The following is a 21,965-nucleotide window of genomic DNA, read 5'->3' as shown; positions in this document are numbered from 1 at the left end:
GAGAGTCCCCGTCCGGCAAGGCGTCAATCGTCCTTGGCGCCGTCGATGCCCAGTTCGGATATCTTGCGGGTGATGGTGTTGCGGCCGATGCCCAGGCGCACGGCGGCGTCGTTCTTGCGCCCGTGCGTATGCTTGAGCGCCGTCTTGATCAGGGCCGATTCGAATTGCCGCCCCAGCACGGCCATGACTTCCTGCTGTCCCGCGCCCAGCATGCCGGCCGCCTGCAATTCCAGCAAGCCGATCCAGCCCGGCGGCGCGCCGTTGGCGGGCGCGGCCGCTTCGAAGACCTGACCGCCCTGCTGGTGAGCAACAGCTGGCGACGCGGCCTCGCCCGCCGCGGCGGTGGCGGCGCCATCGCCCTGCCCCTGCGTCAATTCCAGCGGCAAGTCCTTGATTTCCACCGTCTGGCCCGGCGCCATGACGGTGATCCAGTTGCACAGGTTTTCCAGCTGGCGCACATTGCCGGGCAAGTCGAGGCTGCTGAGGAACTGCATCGTCGGTTCGCTCATGCGTTTGGCTTCCACGCCCAGCTGGCGCGCACTCTGCACCAGGAAGTGGCGCACCAGGATGGGGATATCCTCGCGCCGCTCCCGCAAACTGGGCAGGCGCAGGCGGATCACGTTCAACCGGTGATACAAGTCTTCACGGAACAGGCCGTCGCGCACGCGCTGCTCGAGGTTCTGGTGCGTGGCGGTAATGACGCGCACGTTCGCCTTCATGGGCTGATGGCCGCCGACGCGGTAGAAATGGCCGTCGGACAGCACGCGCAGCAAACGCGTCTGCAGGTCGAACGGCATGTCGCCGATTTCATCGAGGAACAGGGTGCCGTTCTCGGCCTGCTCGAAGCGGCCCCGGCGGGTCGTCTGCGCGCCCGTAAACGCGCCGCGTTCATGGCCGAAAAGTTCGGACTCGAGCAAATCCTTCGGGATCGCCGCCGTGTTCAGGGCGATGAAGGGCTGCGCCGCGCGCGGACTGTGCTTGTGCAGCGCGCGCGCCACGAGTTCCTTGCCGGAACCGGATTCGCCCGTGATGAGCACCGTCACATTCGATTGCGACAAACGGCCGATGGCGCGGAAGACTTCCTGCATGGCCGGCGCCTGGCCAAGGATTTCCGGCGTTTCCGACGGGCCCGATTCGACGCTGGTCTCGCGCAGGCTTTCTTCCAGCGCGCGGCGGATCAGCTCGACAGCCTTGTCGATGTCAAACGGCTTGGCCAGGTATTCGAAGGCGCCGCCCTGGAAGGCCGCGACGGCCGAATCGAGGTCGGAAAAAGCGGTAATAATGATGACCGGCAAGCCGGGAAAGCGCGACTTGACCGTCTGCAACAGTTCCAGGCCGGACGCGCCCGGCATGCGGATATCGGACACGAGCACTTGCGGCGTGTCAAATTCCAGCGCGGCGATGGCGTCGCGCGCATTGGCAAAACTCTTGGTGGCGAGATTTTCCCGCGCCAGGGCTTTTTCCAGCACCCAGCGGATTGATTCGTCGTCGTCAACTATCCAGATTGGCTTCATTAGTGTGTGCGTCCCGCAATGGATTTCATGGGTGGGATACTGCCTCGCTTATGGCAAGGGGAGAACGATCCTGAAATCGGTGTATCCAGGCCGGCTTTCGCACTCGATCACGCCCAGGTGCTGTTGCACGAAGGTTTGCGCCAAGGTCAGTCCCAGTCCGCTGCCGCCTTCCCTGCCCGACACCAGCGGGTAGAAAATCCGGTCGCGGATCTGGGGTGCGATGCCCGGTCCATTGTCAATGATATGCAAGTCTAATGCCAGGTTGTAGCGGACCTTGGCCAGGGTCACCTGGCGCGCCACGCGCGTCTTGAAAATCAGCTCCGCATCGCCCGCTTCGATGCGCTCGGCCAGCGCCTGCGCCGCGTTATGCGCAATGTTGAGCACGGTCTGTATCAGTTGCTCCTTGTCGCCGCGAAACTCGGGGATCGAGGCGTCGTAATCGCGCGAAATGGTCAGTCCGCTGGGAAACTCGGCCAGGATCAGGCTGCGCACCCGTTCGCACACTTCATGGATATTCACGTCGCCCACGATGTGCGGGCGGCGGTGCGGCGCCAGCAGGCGGTCGACCAGCGTCTGCAGGCGGTCCGCTTCCTTGATGATGACTTGCGTGTATTCGCGCAATTCGCTCAGGTGCAGGGCCGGCAATTCCAGCTCCAGCAGCTGGGCCGCGCCGCGGATGCCGCCCAGCGGGTTCTTGATTTCATGCGCCAGGTTGCGGATCAGCTCCTTGTTGACCTGGCTCTGGTCGAGGATGCGCTCCTCGCGGTCGAGTTTCAGCTGCTGCACGTTTTCGCGCAGCTCGATCAGCACGCCGTCGCGCGGTGCGTCGAGCGCGCTGACGATGCTGTGCACGCGCAACGGCTCGCGCCCCAGGCGTTCCAGGCTCAGGTCCTGGCGCAAATCGGAAAATTTATGTTCGAGCGCCTGCGCGCAGATGCCGGCCAGCTCCTCGGGATTGAGGAACAGCGCCGTCAGTTTTTGCCGCGACAGCGCCTTTAATGAGCTTTCCAGCAGGTTTTCCGCCGCCGCGTTGGCATAGCTGATGCGGCCGTCGCCGTCGAGCAGGATCACGGCAGAAGCGAGCAGATCAAGGCCTGCCAGGTGGGCCGGGCGGCTGGAATGGTTGTCTAGTGTCATGTGCTTTACCGAATATTCGCGATCTCGCGTTTCAGGGCCTCGACGTTCTGCTGCGTCCGGCTGATGTTGTCCTTCAGTTGCGCCACCCGTTCCTGGTATTTCGCATAGTTGCGCTCGTTGCCCTGGCGCTCGGGCTGCCCGCCGTTAAATTCCAGGCGCTGCGCCGCCAGTTTCTGCTCTTCGCTGCGCAATTCGTCCTGCAGGATCTGGCGCCGGTCCAGGTCGCGCGCGCGCTGCTCCGCACCATCGACCTTGGGAAACGCGCCGGCGGCCGGCGCCGCCGTGACCGCCGCCTGTGTGGCGGGTCGGGCAGGCGCGCCTGCCAGCGGCGCCGTCTTGCGTGGCGGCTCCGTCAGGGCGCCCGGCAAATCGAGCAGCTGGCAATGCGCGCCAGCCCGCCTGTCCGTGTACGTCTTGTGTCCTTGCGCATCGGCGCACACATACAACTGCCCGTGCGCCTGTGCCGCCGCGCCCAGCAATCCTGCCATCAGCGCCATTCTGTAATGCTTGGTCAATCTCTACTCCTGTCGGCACATGCCGCATCGTTCCTGGGCCGACTATACAACAACGCACTGTGGCGCCATAACAAAAAACGCGGGCAAGACCATCGCCTCACCCGCGTTTTTTTATTCACTACCGGCACGTTGCCGGCGTGGCGCCATTACAGCGAGTAGTACATGTCGAACTCGGCAGGATGCGTGGTCATGCGCATGCGCTGCACGTCCTGCATTTTCAGTTCCAGGTAAGCGTCGATCATGGAATCGCTGAACACGCCGCCGCGGGTCAGGAACTCGCGGTCCTTGTCCAGGGCTTCCAGTGCTTCTTCCAGCGAAGCGCACACGGTAGGGATCAGTGCGTCTTCTTCCGGCGGCAGATGGTACAGATCTTTCGAGGCGGCTTCGCCCGGATGGATCTTGTTGGCAACGCCGTCCAGGCCGGCCATCAGCAGTGCGGCGAAGCACAGGTACGGGTTCGCCAGTGGATCCGGGAAGCGCGCTTCGACGCGGCGGCCTTTTGGATTGGCCACGTGCGGGATACGGATCGAGGCGGAACGGTTTTTCGCCGAGTACGCCAGTTTCACCGGCGCTTCGTAGCCTGGTACCAGACGCTTGTACGAGTTGGTGCCCGGATTGGTGATCGCGTTCAGTGCCTTGGCGTGCTTGATGATGCCGCCGATGTAGTACAGGGCGAAATCGGACAGGCCGGCATAGCCATCGCCAGCGAACAGGTTTTTGCCATCTTTCCATACGGATTGATGCACGTGCATGCCCGAACCGTTGTCGCCAACGATAGGTTTCGGCATGAAGGTGGCGGTCTTGCCATAGCTGTGCGCCACGTTCCACACCACGTATTTCAGGTTTTGCGTCCAGTCGGCGCGCTCGACCAGGGTCGAGAACTTGGTGCCGATTTCATTCTGACCGGCGCCGGCCACTTCGTGATGATGTACCTCAACCGGGATGCCCAGCGATTCCAGGATCAGGCACATTTCCGAACGCATGTCCTGGAAGCTGTCCACTGGCGGCACGGGGAAGTAGCCGCCCTTGACGGTAGGACGGTGGCCGCTGTTGCCGCCTTCGATATCCTTGCCGGTCGACCAGGAACCTTCGTCCGAACCGATCTTGACGAAGCAGCCCGACATGTCGATCTTCCAGCGCACGCTGTCGAAGATGAAGAATTCTGGCTCAGGGCCGAAGTAGGCGGTGTCGCCCATGCCCGACGATTTCAGGTAGGCTTCGGCGCGTTTCGCGATCGAGCGCGGGTCGCGGTCGTAGCCCTTGCCGTCCGACGGTTCGATCACGTCGCACTGCATGAACAGGGTCGTTTCTTCCATGAACGGGTCGATATTGGCCGTGTTTGGATCCGGCAGCAAGATCATGTCGGACGCTTCGATACCTTTCCAGCCAGCGATCGAAGAACCGTCAAAGGCGTGGCCCGACTCGAATTTGTCCATGTCGAAGTGCGACACGGGAACCGTCACGTGCTGCTCTTTACCACGGGTATCAGCAAAGCGGAAATCAACGAATTTGACTTCGTTTTCTTCTACCATCTTCAAGACTTCTGCGGCTGTCATTGCCATGCGTATCTCCTAAATGAATGTGGGGTGAGCCGACCTTAGTGCGTCTGGGCTGATGAAGCGAAGCAAACATTGCGTGCCACCAAAACTCATAAGGATCATAGCAGATTCCATGCCAGCTCCAGAAGAGACCTGGCCGCCAGAGGCAAAAACCGGCTATCCCAATGAAAGTTTTCCCGCCCGCGATTTTCCTGCTGAGTTTGCATCAAATCAAGAATGCACTATGCAAGTGCAAAAAACGAATAACGCACCATTATCGTGCATTTTGTGCGCATTCTTGAAAAATGCCTCGTTGTGGTGCATGCGCCGGGCGCCGTGGTTTCCCGTTTGCGGGGCGCGGATGGCGCACTATAATCGACCATACCTGCCCACTTTCATCGAGGACGCCATGACTACCGCCGCCGACATCCTGACCACCGCCCGCAGCCGGGCCAATGAAGGTACGCCGTATGCCGGCGCCGTGACGCCGCAGGAAGCGTACGCGCTGCTGCAACTGGACGCAGCCGCCAAGCTCATCGACGTGCGCACGAACGCCGAGCGCGACTGGGTAGGCCGGGTCGACATCGCCGATACCCAGCATGGTGCGGTGCAGTGGGCCACCTACCCGGGCGGCGTGCCGAATCCCGATTTCCTCGCGCAGCTGGCGGCCCAGGCCGGCAAAGACGAGGTGCTGCTGTTCCTGTGCCGCTCGGGCGTGCGTTCGCGCCATGCCGCCAAGCTGGCCACCGAGCACGGCTATATCAACTGCTTCGACATCCTTGAAGGGTTTGAAGGCGACAAGGATGCGGACGGCCACCGCAAGCAGATCGGCGGCTGGTGCAAGGCCGGGCTGCCGTGGCTGGGCGCCTGACGCTGGCCGCCTGACTATCTGAACAGTGTTTGATCTGGCGGGCCACGCGATGGCCCGTCATCGACTACAACCATCCATGCGCGCCCGATTTTTTCAACTGCGGCGCAAATTCTCCTTGAAGAAATGTACCTTATATAGTACAACGTAGAGGTGCGTCATGGATGCTTCCGGCTTGCGGCAGATTACCCTTCTGTTCTACGCGAATGGCAATGGCGGCGAACCCGTGCGCGACTGGCTCAAGTCGCTCCCCATCGAGGAACGCCATGTGATCGGACAAGACTTGATGCATGCGCAATGGCGCTGGCCCGTGGGCATGCCCCTGTGCCGGCATCTCGGGCACGGCTTGTCGGAGGTGCGCAGCAGCTTGCCCGGCAACCGCATCGCGCGCGTGCTGATCTGCCATCACGGCGATTGCCTGGTGGCGCTGCACGGCTTTATCAAGAAAACCCGGACGACGCCGGAAGACGACCTGGCGCTGGCCCGCAAACGCTACAAGGAACTGACATGAACGCCACCGCCCCCCATCTCGGCAGCAGCCTCGACGACTTCCTCAAGGAAGAAGGCATCTTTGAGCAAACGCAAACCCGCGCCATCAAGGAAGTGATCGCCTGGCAACTGACGCAGGCGATGCAGGAGCAATCGCTGTCGAAGACGCGCATGGCGGACCTGTTGCAGACGAGCCGCTCGCAGCTCGACCGCCTGCTCGACCCCGGCAGCGACGTGACGCTCTCCACGCTGGAGCGGGCCGCCGCGCTGCTTGGACGCAAGCTGTCGGTCACCCTCGTTTAAGCGACTTAAGCGCTCAGGCCGCCTCGCCTGCCTCGGGATGCTCGCCCATCAAGGTCAATATGCGCTTGCGCACGAAATTGATATGGCTGCGCAAGCCATACAGGCCATCGGCAAACGACAGGGGAATCGAGATCTGGTTGACCATGTCCTCGATCTGGTCCAGCCGCTTCAATTGCTCCGCATACACTTGCGCGCGCTGCGCTGGCGGCACGTCTTCCAGCGCCTGCTCCACCGTGCGCAACTGGCCGTACCAGCGGTACACGCGCGAGCGGATGCGCCACACGTACAGGGGCGGCACCACGCGCGACAAGGGCAATATCAAGGCACCGAGCGCCACCACCAGCACCCACATGCGGTCGAAGAAATTAGCCAGCCAGAAACTCATATAGCGCTGCAGCACGGGCGCGCCATCCTTGTAGAATTTCAGCGCTTCGGGCGCGACAGGAATTTCCGTGTAGCGCGCGGACGGGAACTGCCCCTGCTGCTGGAACCAGCCCGTGCCGCCATGGATGCCGGCCGCCGCCTGCACGAACAGGTCGACGAGGGCCGGATGCAAGTCTTCGCGCGCAACCAGGGTGGCGGTCGGCGCGATCAGATGATAATCCTGCGCCGGGATATTTTTTCCCAGGTCGACTATGCCGCGCGGCAAGACCACATGCGTGAGGAAAGGCAGGCGCCGCGTGTACGCCTCCGCTTGCGAAAAATCAAACAACTTGATGCCCGGCGTCTGCAGCAGCATCTGGATCAGCGGCGCTTCCGGCGCCGAACTGAACACCAGACCGTCGATGCGTCCTTCCAGCAGCTCCACCGTGGCGGGCGTGTTTTGCAAGGCACTCACCGTCAGCTCGTTCGCTTCCACGCCATTCACGGACAGCAACTGCCGGAACAGGCTGGGCACGCCCGTGCCTTCCGGCCCCAGGTTGATCTTCATGCCCTTCAATTGCGTCAGTTCCGTCACCGCCTTGTCTTCGCGCAAGAACAGCCAGACGGGTTCCGTAAACAGGCTGCCCAGGGAGATGAGGCCATGGCGCTCGGCATCAGCGTGTTCCGTCGAGCCGCTTTGCACGAAGGCGATATCGGTCTTGCCCGCGTTCAGGCGCTGCAGGTTTTCCTGCGAACCCAGCGATGGCTGCAAGGTCACCTTGATGCCGTGCCTGGCCAGGGTGGCCGCGTATTTCTTGCCGAACTCTTCATACGCGCTATTGTCCTGCCCCGTCGACAGGCTCACCTGGCGCGGCGGCGCCGGGTCGACCAGCCAGTAGGCAAGCGCACAGAATGCGCCGACCAGCAGCAGGGTGGGACCGGCGGTGGCGAGGAAATCGCGCACGGAAAAGCGGCTGAACGCGAGGATTTTGGACATGTGGTGGCGCATAGGTTTCATGGGTGGCTACGATGCCAAGAAAAGCCCAACTATGCAAGGCACTTTCACATGCGCGGCGTGGCCATTTCCGCTACAGTGGCAGATCGACCACCTGCCCTCTGGAGCCCCGCATGCTGAAAATTCTTGGAAAAGCCGCCTCGATCAATGTCCGCAAAGTCCTGTGGACGTGCGAAGAACTCGACCTGCCCTACGAACGCGAAGACTGGGGCAGCGGCTTTCGCACCACCGACGACCCGGCTTTCCTGACCCTGAACCCGAACGCCATGGTGCCCGTGTTGCTCGATGGCGACCTGGTGCTGTGGGAATCGAACACGATCTGCCGCTACCTGTGCGCCCAGGCGGGCCGCGACGACTTGCTTCCAAGCACGCCACGCGCCCGCGCGGAAGTGGAAAAATGGATGGATTGGCAGATGGGCGATTTGAACAACAGCTGGCGCTACGCCTTCATGTCGCTGGTGCGCCACAGCCCGGCCCACCAGGATGCGGCGCAGCTGGCGGCCGGTATTGCCGGATGGAACAAGATGATGGGCGTGCTGGAACAGCAGCTGCAGCGTACGGGCGCATTCGTCTGCGGCGAAGCGTTCACCCTGGCCGATATCGTGCTGGGCCTGTCCGTCAAGCGCTGGCTGATGGCTCCGATGCAGCGCCCCGATTATCCGGCCATCGCCGCCTATCACGCGCGCCTGGAAGATAAAACGGCCGTGTTTGCCGGCTAGCAAGAAAAAACGCCAGCATGGAAGCTGGCGTTTTGCTCAATCCGCATACTGCCGGTTAATTCGTGCACTGCCTGGCCACACCCTCGGCTGGCGCAGGCGGCTCGATCAGCGGCATCAAGCTCGGCGCCAGCGACACCAGCAGTTGCACGGGCAAGGCGCTGGTGAAATCGTAGTTCTTCGATTCCGGTCCCCGCACATACGCCGTCATGCTGCCGTAGAAGCGCTCGCCGATATTGAAGACGAACGTGGCCGAGCGGTTCACATAGCGCGACTCGATCAGGCGGCCGCCGGCGCCATACACGTCGAAGCGCTGGTCGCCCGTGCCCGTCTTGCCGCCCATCGGGATCGGCACGCCGTCGGCGCCGACGAATGCCGTCTTCGCCCGCTTCGCCGTACCGTCCGACACGACTTCGCGGATGGCCTTGGCCACGGCCTTGGCCACGTCCGGCGAGAGCACTTGCTCCGCCTCCACCTTGCTGCCCCGCTTGACCATGGTGTCGTACGGCGTGTTGGCGGCGAAATGCATGGAATCGATGCGCACGCTCGGCTTGCGCACGCCATCGTTGATGATGATGCCCATCAATTCGGCCAGCGCAGCGGGCCGGTCGGCCGACGCGCCCAGGGTGGTCGCATACGACGGCACCAGCGAATCAAACGGGTAGCCCATCTTCTTCCACTGGCGGTGGATTTCCAGGAACCCTTCCACTTCCAGCAAGTTGGCGATGCGGCGGTCCTGCGCATGCTTGCGGTGCGTGTTGAACAGCCATTTGTAGACTTCCTGGCGTTCCTTTTCGCTGGCCGCCACCATCTGCGTCAGGGTGGAACCTTCATGCTGGCGCAGATACGCCACCATCCACAGTTCCAGCGGATGCACATTGGCAAGGTAGCCGCGGTCGGCCAGCGACCAGTTTTCCATCGCGTACTGCTGGTACATCTTGGCGACGCGCTCGGGCGGCACTTCGTTTTGCGACGGCAGGTTGGCGTTGAGGAAATCGCCGAATTCCGCCACCGTGCCCTTCGGATTGACGGTGCGGAAGATATTCGCCAGGCGCACGGGCGTCGGGCGGATGCTGGCCAATAAAATCTTTTCCTGCTCGTCAACGCTCTTGCCGCGGTACTTCTGATAGAAGCGGTGCAGGAATTCGCGCCCTTCCTTGTCGGCAAAGCGGCTCAGGTACTGCGCACGGCGCGGATCGTCCGCGTCCGCCAGCAGCGAGGCCGAAGAATCGGGGCGCGAGAACATGTAGTAGCGGGCCACGTCGCGCATCAGGCGCACGAACACCAGGTTGGTCGACTGGCGCAGCGCCTGCTGCACCGTCATGATGCGGCTGTCGTCGAGCTTGGAGAAGTTGCCGAAATGGTGCAAGCCGCCGCCCGTGAAGAAGCCTTCGCCCGGGTTGCCCGAATATTTGCGTTCCATGGCGGCCGCCAGCATGGCCGGCAGGTTGCGCGCTTCGCCGAGAGGCAAAGGTTTCAGGTAAGCAATCGCCCACTGCGACAGCATGTCCTTCGGATCGACGGCAATCTTGCCCAGCTCGGCGGCGCCCATGCCGCTGTAGCGCTGGTGCAGCTGGTCGATGATGTCCAGGTACGTGACCAGGGTGCGCAGCTTGGCCGTGGAACCGAGGTCCAGCTTGGCGCCTTCGTTGATGTCGAGCGGCTGGTCAAAGTTATCCGTTTGCACGCGCAGCAAGTTGGCCTGCTCGCCCTTTTGCAGCAAGGTAAAACTGTAGACCACGTTGGCGGGGTCGCCATTGCCCAGCATGCCCTTGCCCGTCAGGCCGGCCGCTTTCGCCACTTCCGGGTCGCGCAACTCGCGCAAGACCTTGGTGACGGCGTTTTGCGCCTGCGCGTCGAGCGTGCTGACCACTTTCAGGTCAAGGCGGTCGAGGTTGTACAAGCGCGGATCGCCGAGCATGGTGGCCAGGTGGTTGCGCACGGCATTCGAGGCCTTGCGCGTAACGAACGAGGTCGACGCTTCCGATTGCACGCCGGACGCCGTCGACGGACGCAGCTTCTCGGCGATGGCCGCATCGCGCAGCTGCGGCGAAATCACGCCCGCCTGCGCCAGCAAACGCAGATGGCTGTTGGTCAATTCTTCCAGGTCGGCGCCGCCGGCCACCAGATAATGGGAAGGACGGCGCTGCGCGATCAGCAGGCTCAGCGCCTGCTTGTAGGCCAGCGCGCTGCCCGGCTGGTCCATTTTTCCACTAAGCAAGGTTTTCACTTCGGCAAACGGACGGCCATACCAGACCCACATGCCGTCGCCGATGCCGTTGACTTCGCCAAAGCCGCTCTTTGCCGACAGCGGCACGGTATTGAGGTAATTGACGACGATCTTGCGCCGCGCTTCCATGGTGTTTTCGCCATCCTGGTACGAGCGCAGGCTGGCCGAAATCATCTGCAGCAGCTTGTCCTGCATGGAACTGGTGCGCCCGTCTTCCGAATGCCGGTATTTTTCGATCTGCGTGGCCAGCGTACTGCCGCCGCCACCACGGTGGCCGCCGAACAGGTTCAGCGCCTTGTCGAGGATCGCCTTGCTCAGACGGTCCCATTCCACGGCGGGATTGCGCTTGGGCGTGCCCGGGTCGAGCAATTCGCGGTTTTCGATGAACAGCAAGCTTTGCACGAGCGCCGGCGGCGCTTCGGCAAAGCCGTCGAACATGCGCTCGGGATAGCTGGCCGCGAACAGCGGCGCGGCGCGGCAATCGAGGATGGTCAGGCCCGCGCGGTTTTTCTCGTGATAGGTGGCAAAGATGCCCCGGTCGACCAGTTGCACCATTTTCGGCGACATGCGCGCCTGCGCCGTGACGGCGTAGTCGCGCGCATTGAGTTTGATAATGAAGTCGGGCAAGCTGGCATAGCCGAGCCGCTCGTCATACGGGCCGTGCTGCGGATAGCGGATGGCGCCCGCCGGTGCAGGGCCAGGCTCGACCTTGAACGCCAGCTGGCGGTCCAGGCGCGTGAAAAACTCTGCCTGCAGGGCCGACGTGCGCACTTCGCGCATGACGAACCACGCCACGCCGGCGATCAGCGCCAGCAAGATGATGGCAAAGATCGGCCAGATGCGCGAACGACGCTTCTTCGGCGGGCTCGCCGGCGGCGGCGCCTCGGGAGCTGGATCAGAGGGGGGCCGCTCTTGCGCGGCCAGATTGACGCCTGTGTCTTTCATGGGATGCTGGGGTAAGGTTGGGTTTGGACGGCGCGGAAAAGGCGGCAGCGATGCCGCTCCGCGCAGGATAAGACGAGGGCCAGCCAAGGCCGGTCACAACAAAACTTGCTTAACATGATGTCCATACCGGTGAATCAAAAAAACACGCTACTGCACAGGCAGGCGACCGCGCGTTCGACACGCAAGGCCCCTGTTCACCATTCCACCACATCGGAATGAAAACGACTGACGAGCGCGCACAAAAATCTTGCTTCATTGAAGATTTTCGCAAAAAAACAACGTCTTGGAACGTACGCTGGCGTACATAGATGCATGGCGGGCTGGACGCCAGCGAAAAAGCCGCCGGCGCCGGGCTGGCTGCATCTCAGATGGTGGTGTATTCCGCCTGCAAGGTATCGAGTGCGGCGCGCATCTCGGCAAAGGCAGCCGCCGCTTGCGCGGGCTCGCCCTTGACGCCCAGTTCGATATGCCGGCGCGTCTGCGCATCGCCCACGCTGGGCAGGCTGAACACCTTGATCAGCGGAAACTCCGCTTCCAGGCGCACCATCAGCGGCGTGAGCAAGGATTCGGCCGTTTCATACACGAGCAAGGCATGTTCCGCGTGCGGCACCTGGTTGAACAGGTGGGCGTAATGCGTATCGAGCACCCATTCGATCATGGGCCAGGACATGACGGGAAAGCCCGGCACGAAATAATGTTCGCGCACGGCAAAACCGGCAATCTTGTTGTACGGATTCGGAATCAGCTCGGCGCCCTGCACGAATTCCGCCATTTTCAGGCGGTGCAGGTTTTCCGGCGAGTTCAAATCGGCCGGCACGCCCGCCTCCTCGCCCATTTCCGTGATCCGTTGCTGGATATTGAGCTTGCCCTGTGGATGCAGCACCAGCGGCAAGCCCAGCGCATCGGCGGCCGCCTGGCGCGTATGGTCGTCCGGCGTGGCGCCGATGCCGCCAAAGCTGAAGACGATGTCGCCGCTGGCAAAGCTGCGCTGGAGCAAGGCGACCAGGCGGGCCGGCTCGTCGCCCACGTATTCCGCCCAACTCAGCTGCAAGCCGCGCTGCTTGAGCATGCTCACGACTTTCGGAAAATGCTGGTCCGTGCGCTTGCCCGACAGGATTTCGTCGCCAATGATGATCAATCCGATAGCCATGAAACTCCCTCGTAGAATGCAATAAAAATACTCAAGCGTCCGCCGGCGCCACGTCGGTCATGCCGCGTACGCCCCGCAAACGCGCCAGTGCTTCCAGGCAGTAATACTGGAACCACAGACCCGTAAAGATAAAGATCAGCACGTACAGCCAGATGGCGAACGCCGCCAGGAAGGGGAAGAACACCACCGACATCACGCCGCCCATCCACAGCATGCCGGGCACGGCGCCGGCCGCGCCGGAGACCATGCCGATGGCCAGCAGCGGCCAGCGCTGCGTGCGCATGATGGCGTGGCGCTCTTCCACGCTGGCGTAATCGGCCATGGCGTCATACGCCATCACGCGGTAGGTCAGCCAGCCCCACAGCACGGCTTGCCCCACCAGCGCGGCCGGCGGAAACGCGTACAGGGGCAGCATGAGCACCCAGACGATGATGAACAGCAGGAACGTCGCCAGCGAAGTGCCGACGCTGCCCAGCAGGCTGCCGCCATGCTTCTTTTCCAACTGCGGAAAGTGCCGCCCGCCGATATGCCGGCCGATGGCCGGCATGGCGAACAGGCCCATGAAGATCAGCGCCGTCAAGATCATCAGCGGCAACAGCATGAACATGGCGATCAACGGCACGATCACCGCTTTCAGCATGCCCAGGCCAAAGGTGGCCAACACCTGGCCGCTGGTGCGGAAGAAGTCATATTGCGTAAACAGCGCATGCAGGCTGTCGATCAGCGGCTGCAAGCCCACATACAGCAGGGCGCCCCACAGGATCAGCGACAGGATGAACGGTGCGATGCTCAACAGCAATATCCTGCCGTGCAATTGCGACAGGAAAGCACGGCCATACGAATTCAACACATTGCGCATCAACGGCGTCCTTTTCGTTTGATTCTTGCAAATTCCACCATGCGGCGCAGGCCCAGCCATTGCTGCTGCCAGAAGCCGCTGCCATAGTTGCGCCCGGGCCGGCCCACGCCATGGCTGTCGATGCGGGCCAGCTGGTCGCGCACGCCCGTGCGCGCATAGCCGGCCGAGAAATTCGCGGTGCCCAGCAGCATATCCCAAATCGGCAGCACCACGCCGAAGTTGCAGCCCCCCATGCTGCCTTTGCCTTTCGACTCGTGCCCCACGCCGATCGCATGGTGCGTGCGGTGGAAACGGGGCGAGATCAGCAGCCGCTCGCCGATGCGGCCGAAGTGTATCCTCACATTCGCATGCTGCAAGCTTTGCAAAATACGCGAAATCGACACCAGCAGCACATATTGCCCTGGCGGCACGCCGATACCGAGCGCCACCAGCGCCATCACCACGTCGCGCAGGAAGTCGTCGAGCAGGTGGTTGCGGTCATCGCTCCACAAATTCATGTTTTGCTGGCTGTGATGCAGGCTGTGCAAGCCCCACCACCAGCCGAAATGGTGCGAGGCACGGTGGTAGCAATAGTCGACGAAGTCCAGTATCACAAAATAAATGATAAAACTGACTAAGGGACTGATGCCGGGCAACAGCGACTCCAGATTCAATGGATGGATATTGTCGAAACGCAAGGCGCCTGCCAAGGCATCCATCAGCGGATCAAGCGTGAAGAAGACCAGCACGGAAAACAGGCCGATGCGGTGCAGCACCGTGTAGATGAAGTCGTTCCAGCGGGCGCGCGGGTCGGTGATCTTTTGCGCGGGAATCAGGGCTTCGAGCGGGCGCAGCACGAGAAACAGCAGCACCAGTTCGCACAGGCCGATCAGCAGCCATTCCGTGCCCTCGAATGCTTCTTCCGTAAATTCGCCAAAGCCCAGGTGATAGACGAGGGGATTCACCACAGTCTGGAACAGCCAGCCTTGCGCCACGCCAAACGCATCGACCACGGCGTCGATCATCGGGGTGACGAAACTGACGATGTCGGCGGCGATCATGGCTGGCCCTTCTTCCGCGCGTAGGCAGGATGCTCGCGCAGGGTGGCAAAACAGAAACCCTTGTCTTGCAGGCCGGAAATCAAGGCATCGAGGTTGGCGGGCGCCCATGCATCTTTGCGCGACCAGATGCCCATGTGCGCAATGAAAATGTCGCCGCTGCGCAAGTTCGCCAGCGCTTTCTTCAGCAGCATGGCGCTTGGATACTTATCGCTAGGCAATTCATCGCCGGAATACCCCGCCGGCGCCCAGCCCGCATGCTGGTAGCCGCAAGCGCTGCCGGCCGCCAGGGTGCGCGGCGATGTGTAGCCGCCCGGCGCGCGCCAGAACGGGTCGAGCTTGTGTCCGGTCAGTTCCTGAAAGCGTGTATCGACGCGGCGCAATTCCTCGCAGAACTGCTGATCCGTCACCGACGCCAGCTTGCCGCCGTCCTTGCCGAACTGGGGCTTAACCTGGATCAAGCCGTTGGCCAGATCCTTCTTCCAGTACACATGGTCGAACGTATGCGTGCCGAACGCATGGCCTTCGGCGACCCGGGCTTTCCAGTACGGTGCCCACGAGGCATCGAGCGAATAGTCGCCGCGCGTCGTCTTTTCATTGGCCAGGAAGAACGTGGCTTTGATCCGGCGCTTGTTCAGCACGTCGGCGATCAGTTGCGCTTGCGACTGGCTGCCGGTGTCGAACGTCATGTAGATCGTACCCTTGCAGGCGGCCGGCGCTGATGCTGCGGCTGGTGCAGCGGCGGCAGGTGCGGCAGCATGCGCGGGCGTCAGCATGGTGCCGGCGCACAGCAGCACGGCGGGCACATGGCCTGCGGAAATCAGGCGTTTCATCATCACACCCGTCATCACATGCGCGGCGAGTGCGTGGCGAAATACACGCCATGGGGCGAGCGGCCCACGGGGATCGTCTTGATCACCTTGCGCGTGGTCAAATCGATCACGGCCACTTTCTTGATCCAGCGCAGGGTGACCCACATGGTCTTGCCATCGGGCGTGATTTCCATGCAGTCCGGGCCACCGGGCACGTTGATGGTGCCCACGTTTTCCAGGGTTTGCTGGTCGATGATGTTGATCGTGTTCGACACGCGGTTCGACACGAACGTCATGCGGTTGTCACCGAGCGCGCGGAAATTATGCGTGCCGGCGCCCGCCTTGATGCGCTTGACGGTCTTTTGCGTGCGCCAGTCGATCACTTCCACGTAATCGCTGCCCATGATGCCAACCAGCAAATATTTACCGTCGGGCGTCATCGTGATGCCGGCCGGCGCCGGGCCGACGGGCATGGTCCATTTCACCGTCTGCGTGGCCAGGTCGATGGCGCTGACCTGGTTGCTGCCCTGCTGCGTGATAAAAGCCATGGTGCTGTCGGCCGTGAAGGCCATGTGGCTGGGCAGCTTCGGCAGCGCGATGCGCTTGGCCAGGGTCAGGTTCTTGCCGTCGTAGCGGTACAGGTCGATGCGGTCCAGGCGCAGCGAATTCGAGATGAACCACTTCTGGTCCGGCGAAAAGCCGATCTGGTAGGGATCGAGGATGTTGCTGATGCGGCGCTGGATCTGGCCCGAGACGGGGTCGAGGAAGATCAGTTCGTTGCCGACGGAGCTGGCGACGATCAGCGACTTGCCGTCCGGCGTCTCCATCAGGTGGTGCGGTTCCTTGCCAACGGCAAAGGTGGACAGGGGGGCGTAGGTTTTCTGGTCCAGCAGTTGCACCGTAGCATCACGGGAATTGAGTACCACCACCACTTCGGCTTGCGCCGTCGATATTGCGGAAACCAGGCACAGCGAGGAAAAAACAAGGCGGCGTAGACTGCGGAACATGGAAGAAATCACTGTTAAATACAAAACATGCATTTTACGTGGAACACCGTATTTATTGTGTGAAATCCCCCCTTAAATACAAGCCGTCGCCAAACCTCGTCGTAACTTCCCCATTTTCCCTGCAGCGGGCCTGGAATGGCGCTTTGCAACTCATTGCTCTACAATCTGAAGCTTTCATCGCCAACACAAGGATTATCATGACCACCACCACTACCGCTTCCGGCCTGCAATACATCGATACCGTCGTCGGCGAAGGCGCTGAAGCGCAAGCCGGCAACAATGTTGTCGTGCATTACACGGGCTGGCTGCAGAACGACGACGGCAGCGCCGGTTCGAAATTTGATTCGAGCAAGGACCGCAACGACCCGTTCGAATTCCCGCTGGGCGCAGGCCGCGTCATCCAGGGTTGGGACGAAGGCGTGCAAGGCATGAAAGTGGGCGGCAAGCGCCAGCTGATCATCCCGGCAGCACTGGGCTATGGCGCACGCGGCGCCGGCGGCGTGATTCCACCGAACGCCACCCTGATTTTCGACGTCGAACTGCTGGGCGTATAAGAACAGACTCCACAGCGCTCAAGCGACTGTACCTGGCGCCGCCCCTGTTCATTCAGCGGCGGCGCTTTTGTTTTGAGTGTGTCCTCTAATGCACGGCGCGCTTTTTTCACTATGATGTCAGGCACTGCAGCACGCACGGTGGCCACTCCGCTGCGCCTGCCGCACTTTTCCAGCGATTCCATCAGCACACAGGAGCCATCATGAGTTTACAAGAGCAATTCGACCAAGCGCAGCTCGATTCCAAGACCCTGTCCGAGCGTCCGGACAATATGACCTTGCTGAAAATCTACGCCTTGTTCAAGCAAGCCTCGAGCGGCGACGCCACGGGCGAGCGCCCTGGCATGACCGACTTCGTCAACCGCGCCAAGTTCGACGCCTGGGCGGCCCTGGCCGGCACGTCGAAGGAAGATGCGCAGCAGCAATACATCGACCTGATCGAAGACTTGAAGGACTGATCATCCCCCTGCCCCGGCACAGCCCGGGGCAATGTTATTATTTCCGCATGACACCATCACCGATTTCCCTGGCCCATGCCGCCGACCTGCCCCGTTTGTTCGACGTCTGGCACCTGTCCGTACGCGCCACCCACGATTTCCTCGCCGACAGCGATATCGCTTTCCTCATGCCCTTCGTCCGCGATGAGCTGGCCAGAGTGACGGCCGAACGCCTGCTGCACGTGCTGCGCGATGCCGATAGCAGCGCTTACGCCTTCCTGTGCGTCGAGCACGCCAAGATCGAGATGCTGTTCGTGCATCCCGATCAACGCGGCAGCGGCGCCGGCCGCACGCTGGTCCAGCACGCCATCGCCAGCTTGCAAGCCACGGCCGTCGACGTCAACGAGCACAACCCGCAAGCGCACGGCTTTTACCGCCACCTGGGTTTTATCGGGGAAAGCCGCTCGGAATGCGACCCCTTTGGCAAGCCTTTCCCCATTTTGCACCTGAAACTGGCCGAAAACGGCTGAAAACTCACCAAAAACCACCAAAACAGGCCGTTAACGCAAAAGTGGCTACCAAACCGGTAGCCACTTTTTTTACGCCTGTATCAGCCGTAATTTACTTTTTTGCCGCCGCCAGCGCTTGCGCGATCCAGCCGTCAAACTTTTGCTGGTGGTACTTGATCCAGCCAGCCGTATGGCGCGCGATATCGGCTTGCGTGTTTTCGCCGCGGCGCATGCGCTCGTTCTGCGCATTGATGTCCGCCACGGGCAATTGCATCACCTCGAACAGCTTGGCCGCGGCCGGATTTTTCTGCGCCCAGGCCTTGTTCGATACGATGCGCGCCGTGTTGACGGCAAAACCGTAATCGCTGCCATCGTCGAGGCGGGTATTCACCTTGTCCGGATTGGCCGAGAACGGCACTTTCAGCCAGACCACGTCCTTGCCCGGCACCAGCACGCCACTGACCCAGTACGGCGTCCACGTGTAGTACAGGATCGGTTCGCCGCGCTTGTAGCGGCCCAGGGTGTCGGCGATCAGGGCCGCATAGCTGCCCTGCACGTGCGTTACCGTCTCGCGCAGTTTGTACGCATCCATGTGGTTCTCGATCAGCGCTTCGCAGCCCCAGCCCGGGTTGCAGCCCGTCAAATCGGCCTTGCCGTCGCCATCGTGGTCGAACAGCTTGGCCAGGGTGGGATCGCGCAACTGGTCGATATTCGTGATGTTGTACTTTTCCGCCGTTGCCTTGTCGATCAGATAACCTTGCGCGGCAGGCCCCGCATACTGGCCCGTGCGCGACAGCTTGGCGTCGCCGCCCGCATTATTATAGAAATCCTTGTGCATCGGGTCCCAGTGCACGGCCATGAAGGTGGCGTCGCCATTGGCGATGGCGATATGCGCGGTCGGGTATTCCACTTCCTTGATCGGCTGCACTTCGTAGCCGAGCTTTTCCAGGGCCTTGTCGACCAGCATGGTCTGGAAGGTTTCTTCCGCAATCGAGCTTTGCAGCGGCTGCACCTTGACGCCCTTGCCGGGCAGCGCGTCAGCCGTTGCGGCCGGCGCCTGCGCCATGGCCAGGCTGGTGGTCAGGGCCATGGCGGCGATGGCCAGGGCGGAAAACAGCTGGAACTTGCGTTGCGATTTTTGCGTCACTTTAAAATTGTCAATTTGATGCATGTAAATCCTTTCTTATTGTGCGTTGGCCAGCGTTGCTTGCTGTTCAACATTATTTTTCTCCGTGTTGCCGCGCACCAGGCGCAGCACGAAACCGGCGGGACCCGTCTGGTACCAGTGGCGCACGCCACGGCGTGGCTGCCCCATCGCTTGCGTCAAGCGGTCCAGGGTGATGGCCAGCAGCACGATACCGAGGCCACCGACCGTTGCCAGGCCCATGTCCAGGCGGCCGATGCCGCGCAATACCATCTGGCCCAGGCCGCCCACGGCGATCATCGAGGCGATCACGACCATCGACAGCGACAGCATCAGCGACTGGTTGATACCGGCCATGATGGACGGCATGGCCAGCGGAAACTGCACGCGGGTCAGCAACTGCCACGGCGAGGCACCGTAGGCGCGGGCCGCTTCGATCAGGTCGGGACGCACCTGGCGGATACCGAGGTTGGTCAAACGCACCAGCGGCGGCAGGGCAAAGATGATCGTCACGATCACGCCCGGCGCATTACCGATACCGAACAGCATCACCACCGGCACCAGGTAAACGAAGGCAGGCGTCGTCTGCATGGCGTCGAGCAAGGGGCGCAGGATATTCTGTGCGCGGTCGCTGCTGGCAAGGAAAATACCGAGCGGCAAGCCGATGGCCAGGCAGAAGGCCAGCGACGTCAACACCAGCGACAGGGTCGTCATGGCTTCCGGCCAGATGCCCAGCATCGACACGAGCAGCAGCGCCAGCACGGTGCCGATGGCCAGGGTGCGGCTCGTAAATTGCCACGCCAGCAAGCCGATGATGGCGATCACCGTCAGCGACGGAGCGGCCAGCAGCACGCCTTCCACGCCGGACAGCACGCTGTCGATGGGCGCACGCACGGCCTGGAAGAACGGACGGAAATGGGCGACGACCCAGCCCAGGCCCTGGTTGATCCAGCTTTCCAGCGGCAGCGAGCCGTCGAAAATCTGCGTCAGGTGAAAGCCGGCCGCATGTTCCGGCTGCACGGCAGGCGCGGCGGCGTCGAGCCACGCGGTGCTGGCGTCGGTGGGGGGCGTCAGCGCCCAGGGATTGATCTGGGCGGCCTGTTCAACAACAGGTTCTACTGTGGAAACGGTGCTTGGGTTCATGCTTGTCCTTTCTGTTGTTGTTCGGCTATGGCTGGCGTGTCGCGGTCGAGGAACTTCAGCAAGGTCGTCTTGCTGATGGCGCCGCGGAAGCTGCCGTCATTGGCCACCACAGGGACGGCGTAAGGCAGTTGCGCCACCTGGCCGAACAGGCCGGCGACGGGCTCGTCTGCATCGATGGTCTGCACGTCGGGCAGATAGGCATGCGCCAGGCCCAGCGGGCCCACATGGCCGTCGAGCGCACTGCGCAGCGAATCGGCCGAGACGACGCCGAGGAACTTGCGCTGCGGATTGACGACATAGGCAAACGCGCGATCCTGCTCTTCCAGCATCGACAGCGCGGCGCGCGAACCGCGGCTCGGCGATTCCGATACGACGATCTGGCTCTTGCGGGCAATATCGCTGGCCTTGAAGACGGCCGCCGCATCAACGCCACGCACGAAGTTGCGCACGTAATCGTTGGCCGGTTTGCGCAGGATTTCTTCCGGCGTGCCCACTTGCACCACGTGACCGTCTTTCATGATGGCGACGCGGTCGCCGATGCGCATGGCTTCATCGAGGTCATGCGAAATGAAGACGATGGTGCGGCGCTTGATTTGCTGCAAACGCAGCAGTTCCGATTGCATTTCCGTACGGATAATCGGATCGAGCGCGGAAAACGCTTCATCCATCAGCAAAATCGATGGATCGCAGGCCAGCGCACGGGCCAGGCCCACGCGCTGCTGCATGCCGCCCGACAATTCGTCGGGATAGCTGGCGCCGTAGCCGTCCAGGCCCACCTGCTCCAGCGCTTGCTGGGCCAGCGCATGGCGCTCGGCCTTGGGCATGCCGGCCAGTTCCATGCCGAAGGCAGTGTTGTCGAGCACGGTAATTTGCGGCAGCAGCGCGAACGACTGGAACACCATGCTGATGTCCTTGCGGCGCAGGGCGCGCAGCTGGGCGTCCGGCAAGGTATTGATGTCGTTGCCGTCGATCAGGATGCGGCCGGCGGTGGGCTCGATCAGGCGGTTCAGCATGCGCACCAGGGTCGACTTGCCCGAACCGGACAGGCCCATGATGACGAAAATCTCGCCCGCTTCAATGGTAAAGGTGGCGTCGAAGACGCCGATGGTGCAGTCGGTCTTGGCCAGGATGTCCTGCTTGCTGGCGCCCTGACGGACGAGTTCAAGTGCTTCTTCTGGCTTGTCGCCGAACACTTTGAACACATGGTCGATAATGATTTGTTTTGCCACGATGTGGTTCTCCCTCGATTTGACGAATGGATTGAAACCCAGCAAGCCTGCTAGCTTGCGGCGGGAATCAGCAAACCCTGTTGCGTCGGCTACGCCACGGCGCACAATGCGCACGGGAGCGACAGGAAACAGGGGGTGACACGCGTGTGACCAGCGGATGGCCAAAGCCGGTGCCGGGGTGCCGTGTGCGTGCTAAAAGAGGCTGTGGTTCAGGACTTTTAACAACGCTAGCGCCATGCAAATACATGGCACCAAATGTATTTGACCGAAAAAAATCGACCAAGCTACTTTTAAACTGGATGCGGGTGTAAAACCCGAAGAATTATTCACCACTCAGCGAGCGGAGAGTACTGCGAAGCAGAAGGTGAAACGCGGTGTAGCTGTTGTAAATATGACTCAAGTATAACGCAAAAAGCCATCAAAGTCCAATGGCTTTCCAAATAGAAATGTGCTA

General features: G+C 61.8%; 21 protein-coding genes. 7 read left to right on the top strand and 14 right to left on the bottom strand.

The window, feature by feature from the left end:
• Nucleotides 1-23: 23 nt before the first annotated feature.
• From ntrC to glnA, 4 genes are all read right to left on the bottom strand, one after another.
• Nucleotides 24-1,514 (bottom strand): nitrogen regulation protein NR(I), encoded by a 1,491-nt coding sequence (ntrC, locus tag JAB8_RS20110; RefSeq protein ID WP_070291141.1) that lies wholly within the window; start codon nucleotides 1,512-1,514, stop codon nucleotides 24-26.
• Between the two features lie 48 nt (nucleotides 1,515-1,562).
• Nucleotides 1,563-2,651 carry a nitrogen regulation protein NR(II) gene (gene glnL / locus JAB8_RS20105; RefSeq protein WP_070291140.1) on the bottom strand — a complete coding sequence of 363 codons (1,089 nt, stop codon included), beginning with the start codon at nucleotides 2,649-2,651 and terminating at the stop codon, nucleotides 1,563-1,565.
• 5 nt (nucleotides 2,652-2,656) lie between these two features.
• Nucleotides 2,657-3,139 (bottom strand): DUF4124 domain-containing protein, encoded by a 483-nt coding sequence (locus JAB8_RS20100; RefSeq protein WP_070291207.1) that lies wholly within the window; start codon nucleotides 3,137-3,139, stop codon nucleotides 2,657-2,659.
• Between the two features lie 173 nt (nucleotides 3,140-3,312).
• Nucleotides 3,313-4,728 carry a type I glutamate--ammonia ligase gene (gene glnA, locus JAB8_RS20095; protein ID WP_070219258.1) on the bottom strand — a complete coding sequence of 472 codons (1,416 nt, stop codon included), beginning with the start codon at nucleotides 4,726-4,728 and terminating at the stop codon, nucleotides 3,313-3,315.
• Nucleotides 4,729-5,113: 385 nt separating this feature from the next.
• Here glnA and JAB8_RS20090 point away from each other — a divergent pair, with 385 nt between their 5' ends.
• From JAB8_RS20090 to JAB8_RS20080, 3 genes are all read left to right on the top strand, one after another.
• A complete protein-coding gene (locus JAB8_RS20090) occupies nucleotides 5,114-5,575 on the top strand; it encodes a rhodanese-like domain-containing protein (RefSeq protein ID WP_070219342.1) in 462 nt (153 codons plus the stop codon).
• 157 nt (nucleotides 5,576-5,732) lie between these two features.
• On the top strand, nucleotides 5,733-6,083 hold the full coding sequence (locus JAB8_RS20085; RefSeq protein ID WP_070291139.1) for a type II toxin-antitoxin system RelE/ParE family toxin: 351 nt from the start codon (nucleotides 5,733-5,735) through the stop codon (nucleotides 6,081-6,083).
• Nucleotides 6,080-6,364 (top strand): XRE family transcriptional regulator, encoded by a 285-nt coding sequence (locus tag JAB8_RS20080; protein ID WP_070291138.1) that lies wholly within the window; start codon nucleotides 6,080-6,082, stop codon nucleotides 6,362-6,364. Before JAB8_RS20085 ends, JAB8_RS20080 begins: the two co-directional genes overlap by 4 nt.
• 13 nt (nucleotides 6,365-6,377) lie before the next feature.
• Here JAB8_RS20080 and JAB8_RS20075 read toward each other — a convergent pair whose 3' ends face one another.
• A complete protein-coding gene (locus JAB8_RS20075) occupies nucleotides 6,378-7,724 on the bottom strand; it encodes a TAXI family TRAP transporter solute-binding subunit (protein WP_070291206.1) in 1,347 nt (448 codons plus the stop codon).
• A 131-nt stretch (nucleotides 7,725-7,855) separates the two neighbouring features.
• Between JAB8_RS20075 and JAB8_RS20070 the strand changes: the two genes are divergently transcribed.
• Nucleotides 7,856-8,461, top strand: coding sequence for a glutathione S-transferase (locus JAB8_RS20070; protein ID WP_070291137.1), 606 nt, complete (start codon nucleotides 7,856-7,858; stop codon nucleotides 8,459-8,461).
• Nucleotides 8,462-8,516: 55 nt separating this feature from the next.
• Here the strand turns inward: JAB8_RS20070 and JAB8_RS20065 are convergent, their stop codons facing one another.
• The 6 genes from JAB8_RS20065 to JAB8_RS20040 all read right to left on the bottom strand — a co-directional run bounded on the left by JAB8_RS20065 (nucleotide 8,517) and on the right by JAB8_RS20040 (nucleotide 16,498).
• The gene (locus tag JAB8_RS20065) at nucleotides 8,517-11,633 is read right to left on the bottom strand and encodes a transglycosylase domain-containing protein (RefSeq protein WP_070291136.1); all 3,117 of its coding nucleotides are present in this window, start codon (nucleotides 11,631-11,633) and stop codon (nucleotides 8,517-8,519) included.
• Between the two features lie 364 nt (nucleotides 11,634-11,997).
• Nucleotides 11,998-12,783: a molybdopterin-binding protein gene (locus tag JAB8_RS20060; protein ID WP_070219263.1), complete on the bottom strand. Its 786-nt coding sequence runs from the start codon at nucleotides 12,781-12,783 to the stop codon at nucleotides 11,998-12,000.
• 31 nt (nucleotides 12,784-12,814) lie between these two features.
• The gene (locus tag JAB8_RS20055) at nucleotides 12,815-13,642 is read right to left on the bottom strand and encodes an EI24 domain-containing protein (RefSeq protein WP_070291135.1); all 828 of its coding nucleotides are present in this window, start codon (nucleotides 13,640-13,642) and stop codon (nucleotides 12,815-12,817) included.
• On the bottom strand, nucleotides 13,642-14,646 hold the full coding sequence (locus tag JAB8_RS20050) for a sterol desaturase family protein (RefSeq protein ID WP_070291205.1): 1,005 nt from the start codon (nucleotides 14,644-14,646) through the stop codon (nucleotides 13,642-13,644). Before JAB8_RS20050 ends, JAB8_RS20055 begins: the two co-directional genes overlap by 1 nt.
• Nucleotides 14,647-14,678: 32 nt before the next feature.
• Nucleotides 14,679-15,455, bottom strand: coding sequence for a polysaccharide deacetylase family protein (locus JAB8_RS20045; RefSeq protein WP_070291204.1), 777 nt, complete (start codon nucleotides 15,453-15,455; stop codon nucleotides 14,679-14,681).
• 71 nt (nucleotides 15,456-15,526) lie between these two features.
• Nucleotides 15,527-16,498, bottom strand: a complete 972-nt coding sequence (locus JAB8_RS20040) for a cytochrome D1 domain-containing protein (protein ID WP_070291134.1) — start codon at nucleotides 16,496-16,498, stop codon at nucleotides 15,527-15,529.
• Nucleotides 16,499-16,695: 197 nt separating this feature from the next.
• Here JAB8_RS20040 and JAB8_RS20035 point away from each other — a divergent pair, with 197 nt between their 5' ends.
• From JAB8_RS20035 to JAB8_RS20025, 3 genes are all read left to right on the top strand, one after another.
• Nucleotides 16,696-17,052 (top strand): FKBP-type peptidyl-prolyl cis-trans isomerase, encoded by a 357-nt coding sequence (locus JAB8_RS20035; RefSeq protein WP_034760263.1) that lies wholly within the window; start codon nucleotides 16,696-16,698, stop codon nucleotides 17,050-17,052.
• Between the two features lie 200 nt (nucleotides 17,053-17,252).
• The gene (locus JAB8_RS20030) at nucleotides 17,253-17,507 is read left to right on the top strand and encodes an acyl-CoA-binding protein (RefSeq protein WP_070219266.1); all 255 of its coding nucleotides are present in this window, start codon (nucleotides 17,253-17,255) and stop codon (nucleotides 17,505-17,507) included.
• A gap of 47 nt (nucleotides 17,508-17,554) precedes the next feature.
• Nucleotides 17,555-18,016 (top strand): GNAT family N-acetyltransferase, encoded by a 462-nt coding sequence (locus JAB8_RS20025; RefSeq protein WP_070291133.1) that lies wholly within the window; start codon nucleotides 17,555-17,557, stop codon nucleotides 18,014-18,016.
• A 91-nt stretch (nucleotides 18,017-18,107) separates the two neighbouring features.
• Here JAB8_RS20025 and proX read toward each other — a convergent pair whose 3' ends face one another.
• The 3 genes from proX to proV are packed head-to-tail and all read right to left on the bottom strand — an operon-like array spanning nucleotide 18,108 to nucleotide 21,511.
• Nucleotides 18,108-19,166 carry a glycine betaine/L-proline ABC transporter substrate-binding protein ProX gene (gene proX, locus JAB8_RS20020; protein ID WP_070219268.1) on the bottom strand — a complete coding sequence of 353 codons (1,059 nt, stop codon included), beginning with the start codon at nucleotides 19,164-19,166 and terminating at the stop codon, nucleotides 18,108-18,110.
• Nucleotides 19,167-19,178: 12 nt separating this feature from the next.
• Nucleotides 19,179-20,282 (bottom strand): glycine betaine/L-proline ABC transporter permease ProW, encoded by a 1,104-nt coding sequence (proW, locus tag JAB8_RS20015; RefSeq protein ID WP_070219269.1) that lies wholly within the window; start codon nucleotides 20,280-20,282, stop codon nucleotides 19,179-19,181.
• Nucleotides 20,279-21,511, bottom strand: a complete 1,233-nt coding sequence (proV, locus tag JAB8_RS20010; protein WP_070219346.1) for a glycine betaine/L-proline ABC transporter ATP-binding protein ProV — start codon at nucleotides 21,509-21,511, stop codon at nucleotides 20,279-20,281. Before proV ends, proW begins: the two co-directional genes overlap by 4 nt.
• Nucleotides 21,512-21,965 lie beyond the last annotated feature (454 nt).

The organism is Janthinobacterium sp. HH106, from assembly GCF_001758725.1.
Lineage (GTDB): Bacteria > Pseudomonadota > Gammaproteobacteria > Burkholderiales > Burkholderiaceae_D > Janthinobacterium.
Note: the sequence above shows the minus strand (reverse complement) of the source record. Positions and strands in the feature narration are given on the sequence as shown.

What these genes read in the sequence shown, in the direction of transcription:
- JAB8_RS20065 (WP_070291136.1), bottom strand. Translation starts at nt 11,633, where the DNA reads ATGAAAGACACAGGCGTCAATCTGGCCGCGCAAGAGCGGCCCCCCTCT.
- JAB8_RS20090 (WP_070219342.1), top strand. Translation starts at nt 5,114, where the DNA reads ATGACTACCGCCGCCGACATCCTGACCACCGCCCGCAGCCGGGCCAAT.
- glnA (WP_070219258.1), bottom strand. Translation starts at nt 4,728, where the DNA reads ATGGCAATGACAGCCGCAGAAGTCTTGAAGATGGTAGAAGAAAACGAA.
- JAB8_RS20035 (WP_034760263.1), top strand. Translation starts at nt 16,696, where the DNA reads ATGACCACCACCACTACCGCTTCCGGCCTGCAATACATCGATACCGTC.
- JAB8_RS20070 (WP_070291137.1), top strand. Translation starts at nt 7,856, where the DNA reads ATGCTGAAAATTCTTGGAAAAGCCGCCTCGATCAATGTCCGCAAAGTC.
- JAB8_RS20050 (WP_070291205.1), bottom strand. Translation starts at nt 14,646, where the DNA reads ATGATCGACGCCGTGGTCGATGCGTTTGGCGTGGCGCAAGGCTGGCTG.
- JAB8_RS20100 (WP_070291207.1), bottom strand. Translation starts at nt 3,139, where the DNA reads ATGGCAGGATTGCTGGGCGCGGCGGCACAGGCGCACGGGCAGTTGTAT.
- ntrC (WP_070291141.1), bottom strand. Translation starts at nt 1,514, where the DNA reads ATGAAGCCAATCTGGATAGTTGACGACGACGAATCAATCCGCTGGGTG.
- JAB8_RS20045 (WP_070291204.1), bottom strand. Translation starts at nt 15,455, where the DNA reads ATGCTGACGCCCGCGCATGCTGCCGCACCTGCCGCCGCTGCACCAGCC.
- JAB8_RS20075 (WP_070291206.1), bottom strand. Translation starts at nt 7,724, where the DNA reads ATGTCCAAAATCCTCGCGTTCAGCCGCTTTTCCGTGCGCGATTTCCTC.
- JAB8_RS20080 (WP_070291138.1), top strand. Translation starts at nt 6,080, where the DNA reads ATGAACGCCACCGCCCCCCATCTCGGCAGCAGCCTCGACGACTTCCTC.
- JAB8_RS20060 (WP_070219263.1), bottom strand. Translation starts at nt 12,783, where the DNA reads ATGGCTATCGGATTGATCATCATTGGCGACGAAATCCTGTCGGGCAAG.
- JAB8_RS20040 (WP_070291134.1), bottom strand. Translation starts at nt 16,498, where the DNA reads ATGTTCCGCAGTCTACGCCGCCTTGTTTTTTCCTCGCTGTGCCTGGTT.
- JAB8_RS20025 (WP_070291133.1), top strand. Translation starts at nt 17,555, where the DNA reads ATGACACCATCACCGATTTCCCTGGCCCATGCCGCCGACCTGCCCCGT.
- JAB8_RS20030 (WP_070219266.1), top strand. Translation starts at nt 17,253, where the DNA reads ATGAGTTTACAAGAGCAATTCGACCAAGCGCAGCTCGATTCCAAGACC.
- JAB8_RS20085 (WP_070291139.1), top strand. Translation starts at nt 5,733, where the DNA reads ATGGATGCTTCCGGCTTGCGGCAGATTACCCTTCTGTTCTACGCGAAT.
- proW (WP_070219269.1), bottom strand. Translation starts at nt 20,282, where the DNA reads ATGAACCCAAGCACCGTTTCCACAGTAGAACCTGTTGTTGAACAGGCC.
- proX (WP_070219268.1), bottom strand. Translation starts at nt 19,166, where the DNA reads ATGCATCAAATTGACAATTTTAAAGTGACGCAAAAATCGCAACGCAAG.
- JAB8_RS20055 (WP_070291135.1), bottom strand. Translation starts at nt 13,642, where the DNA reads ATGCGCAATGTGTTGAATTCGTATGGCCGTGCTTTCCTGTCGCAATTG.
- glnL (WP_070291140.1), bottom strand. Translation starts at nt 2,651, where the DNA reads ATGACACTAGACAACCATTCCAGCCGCCCGGCCCACCTGGCAGGCCTT.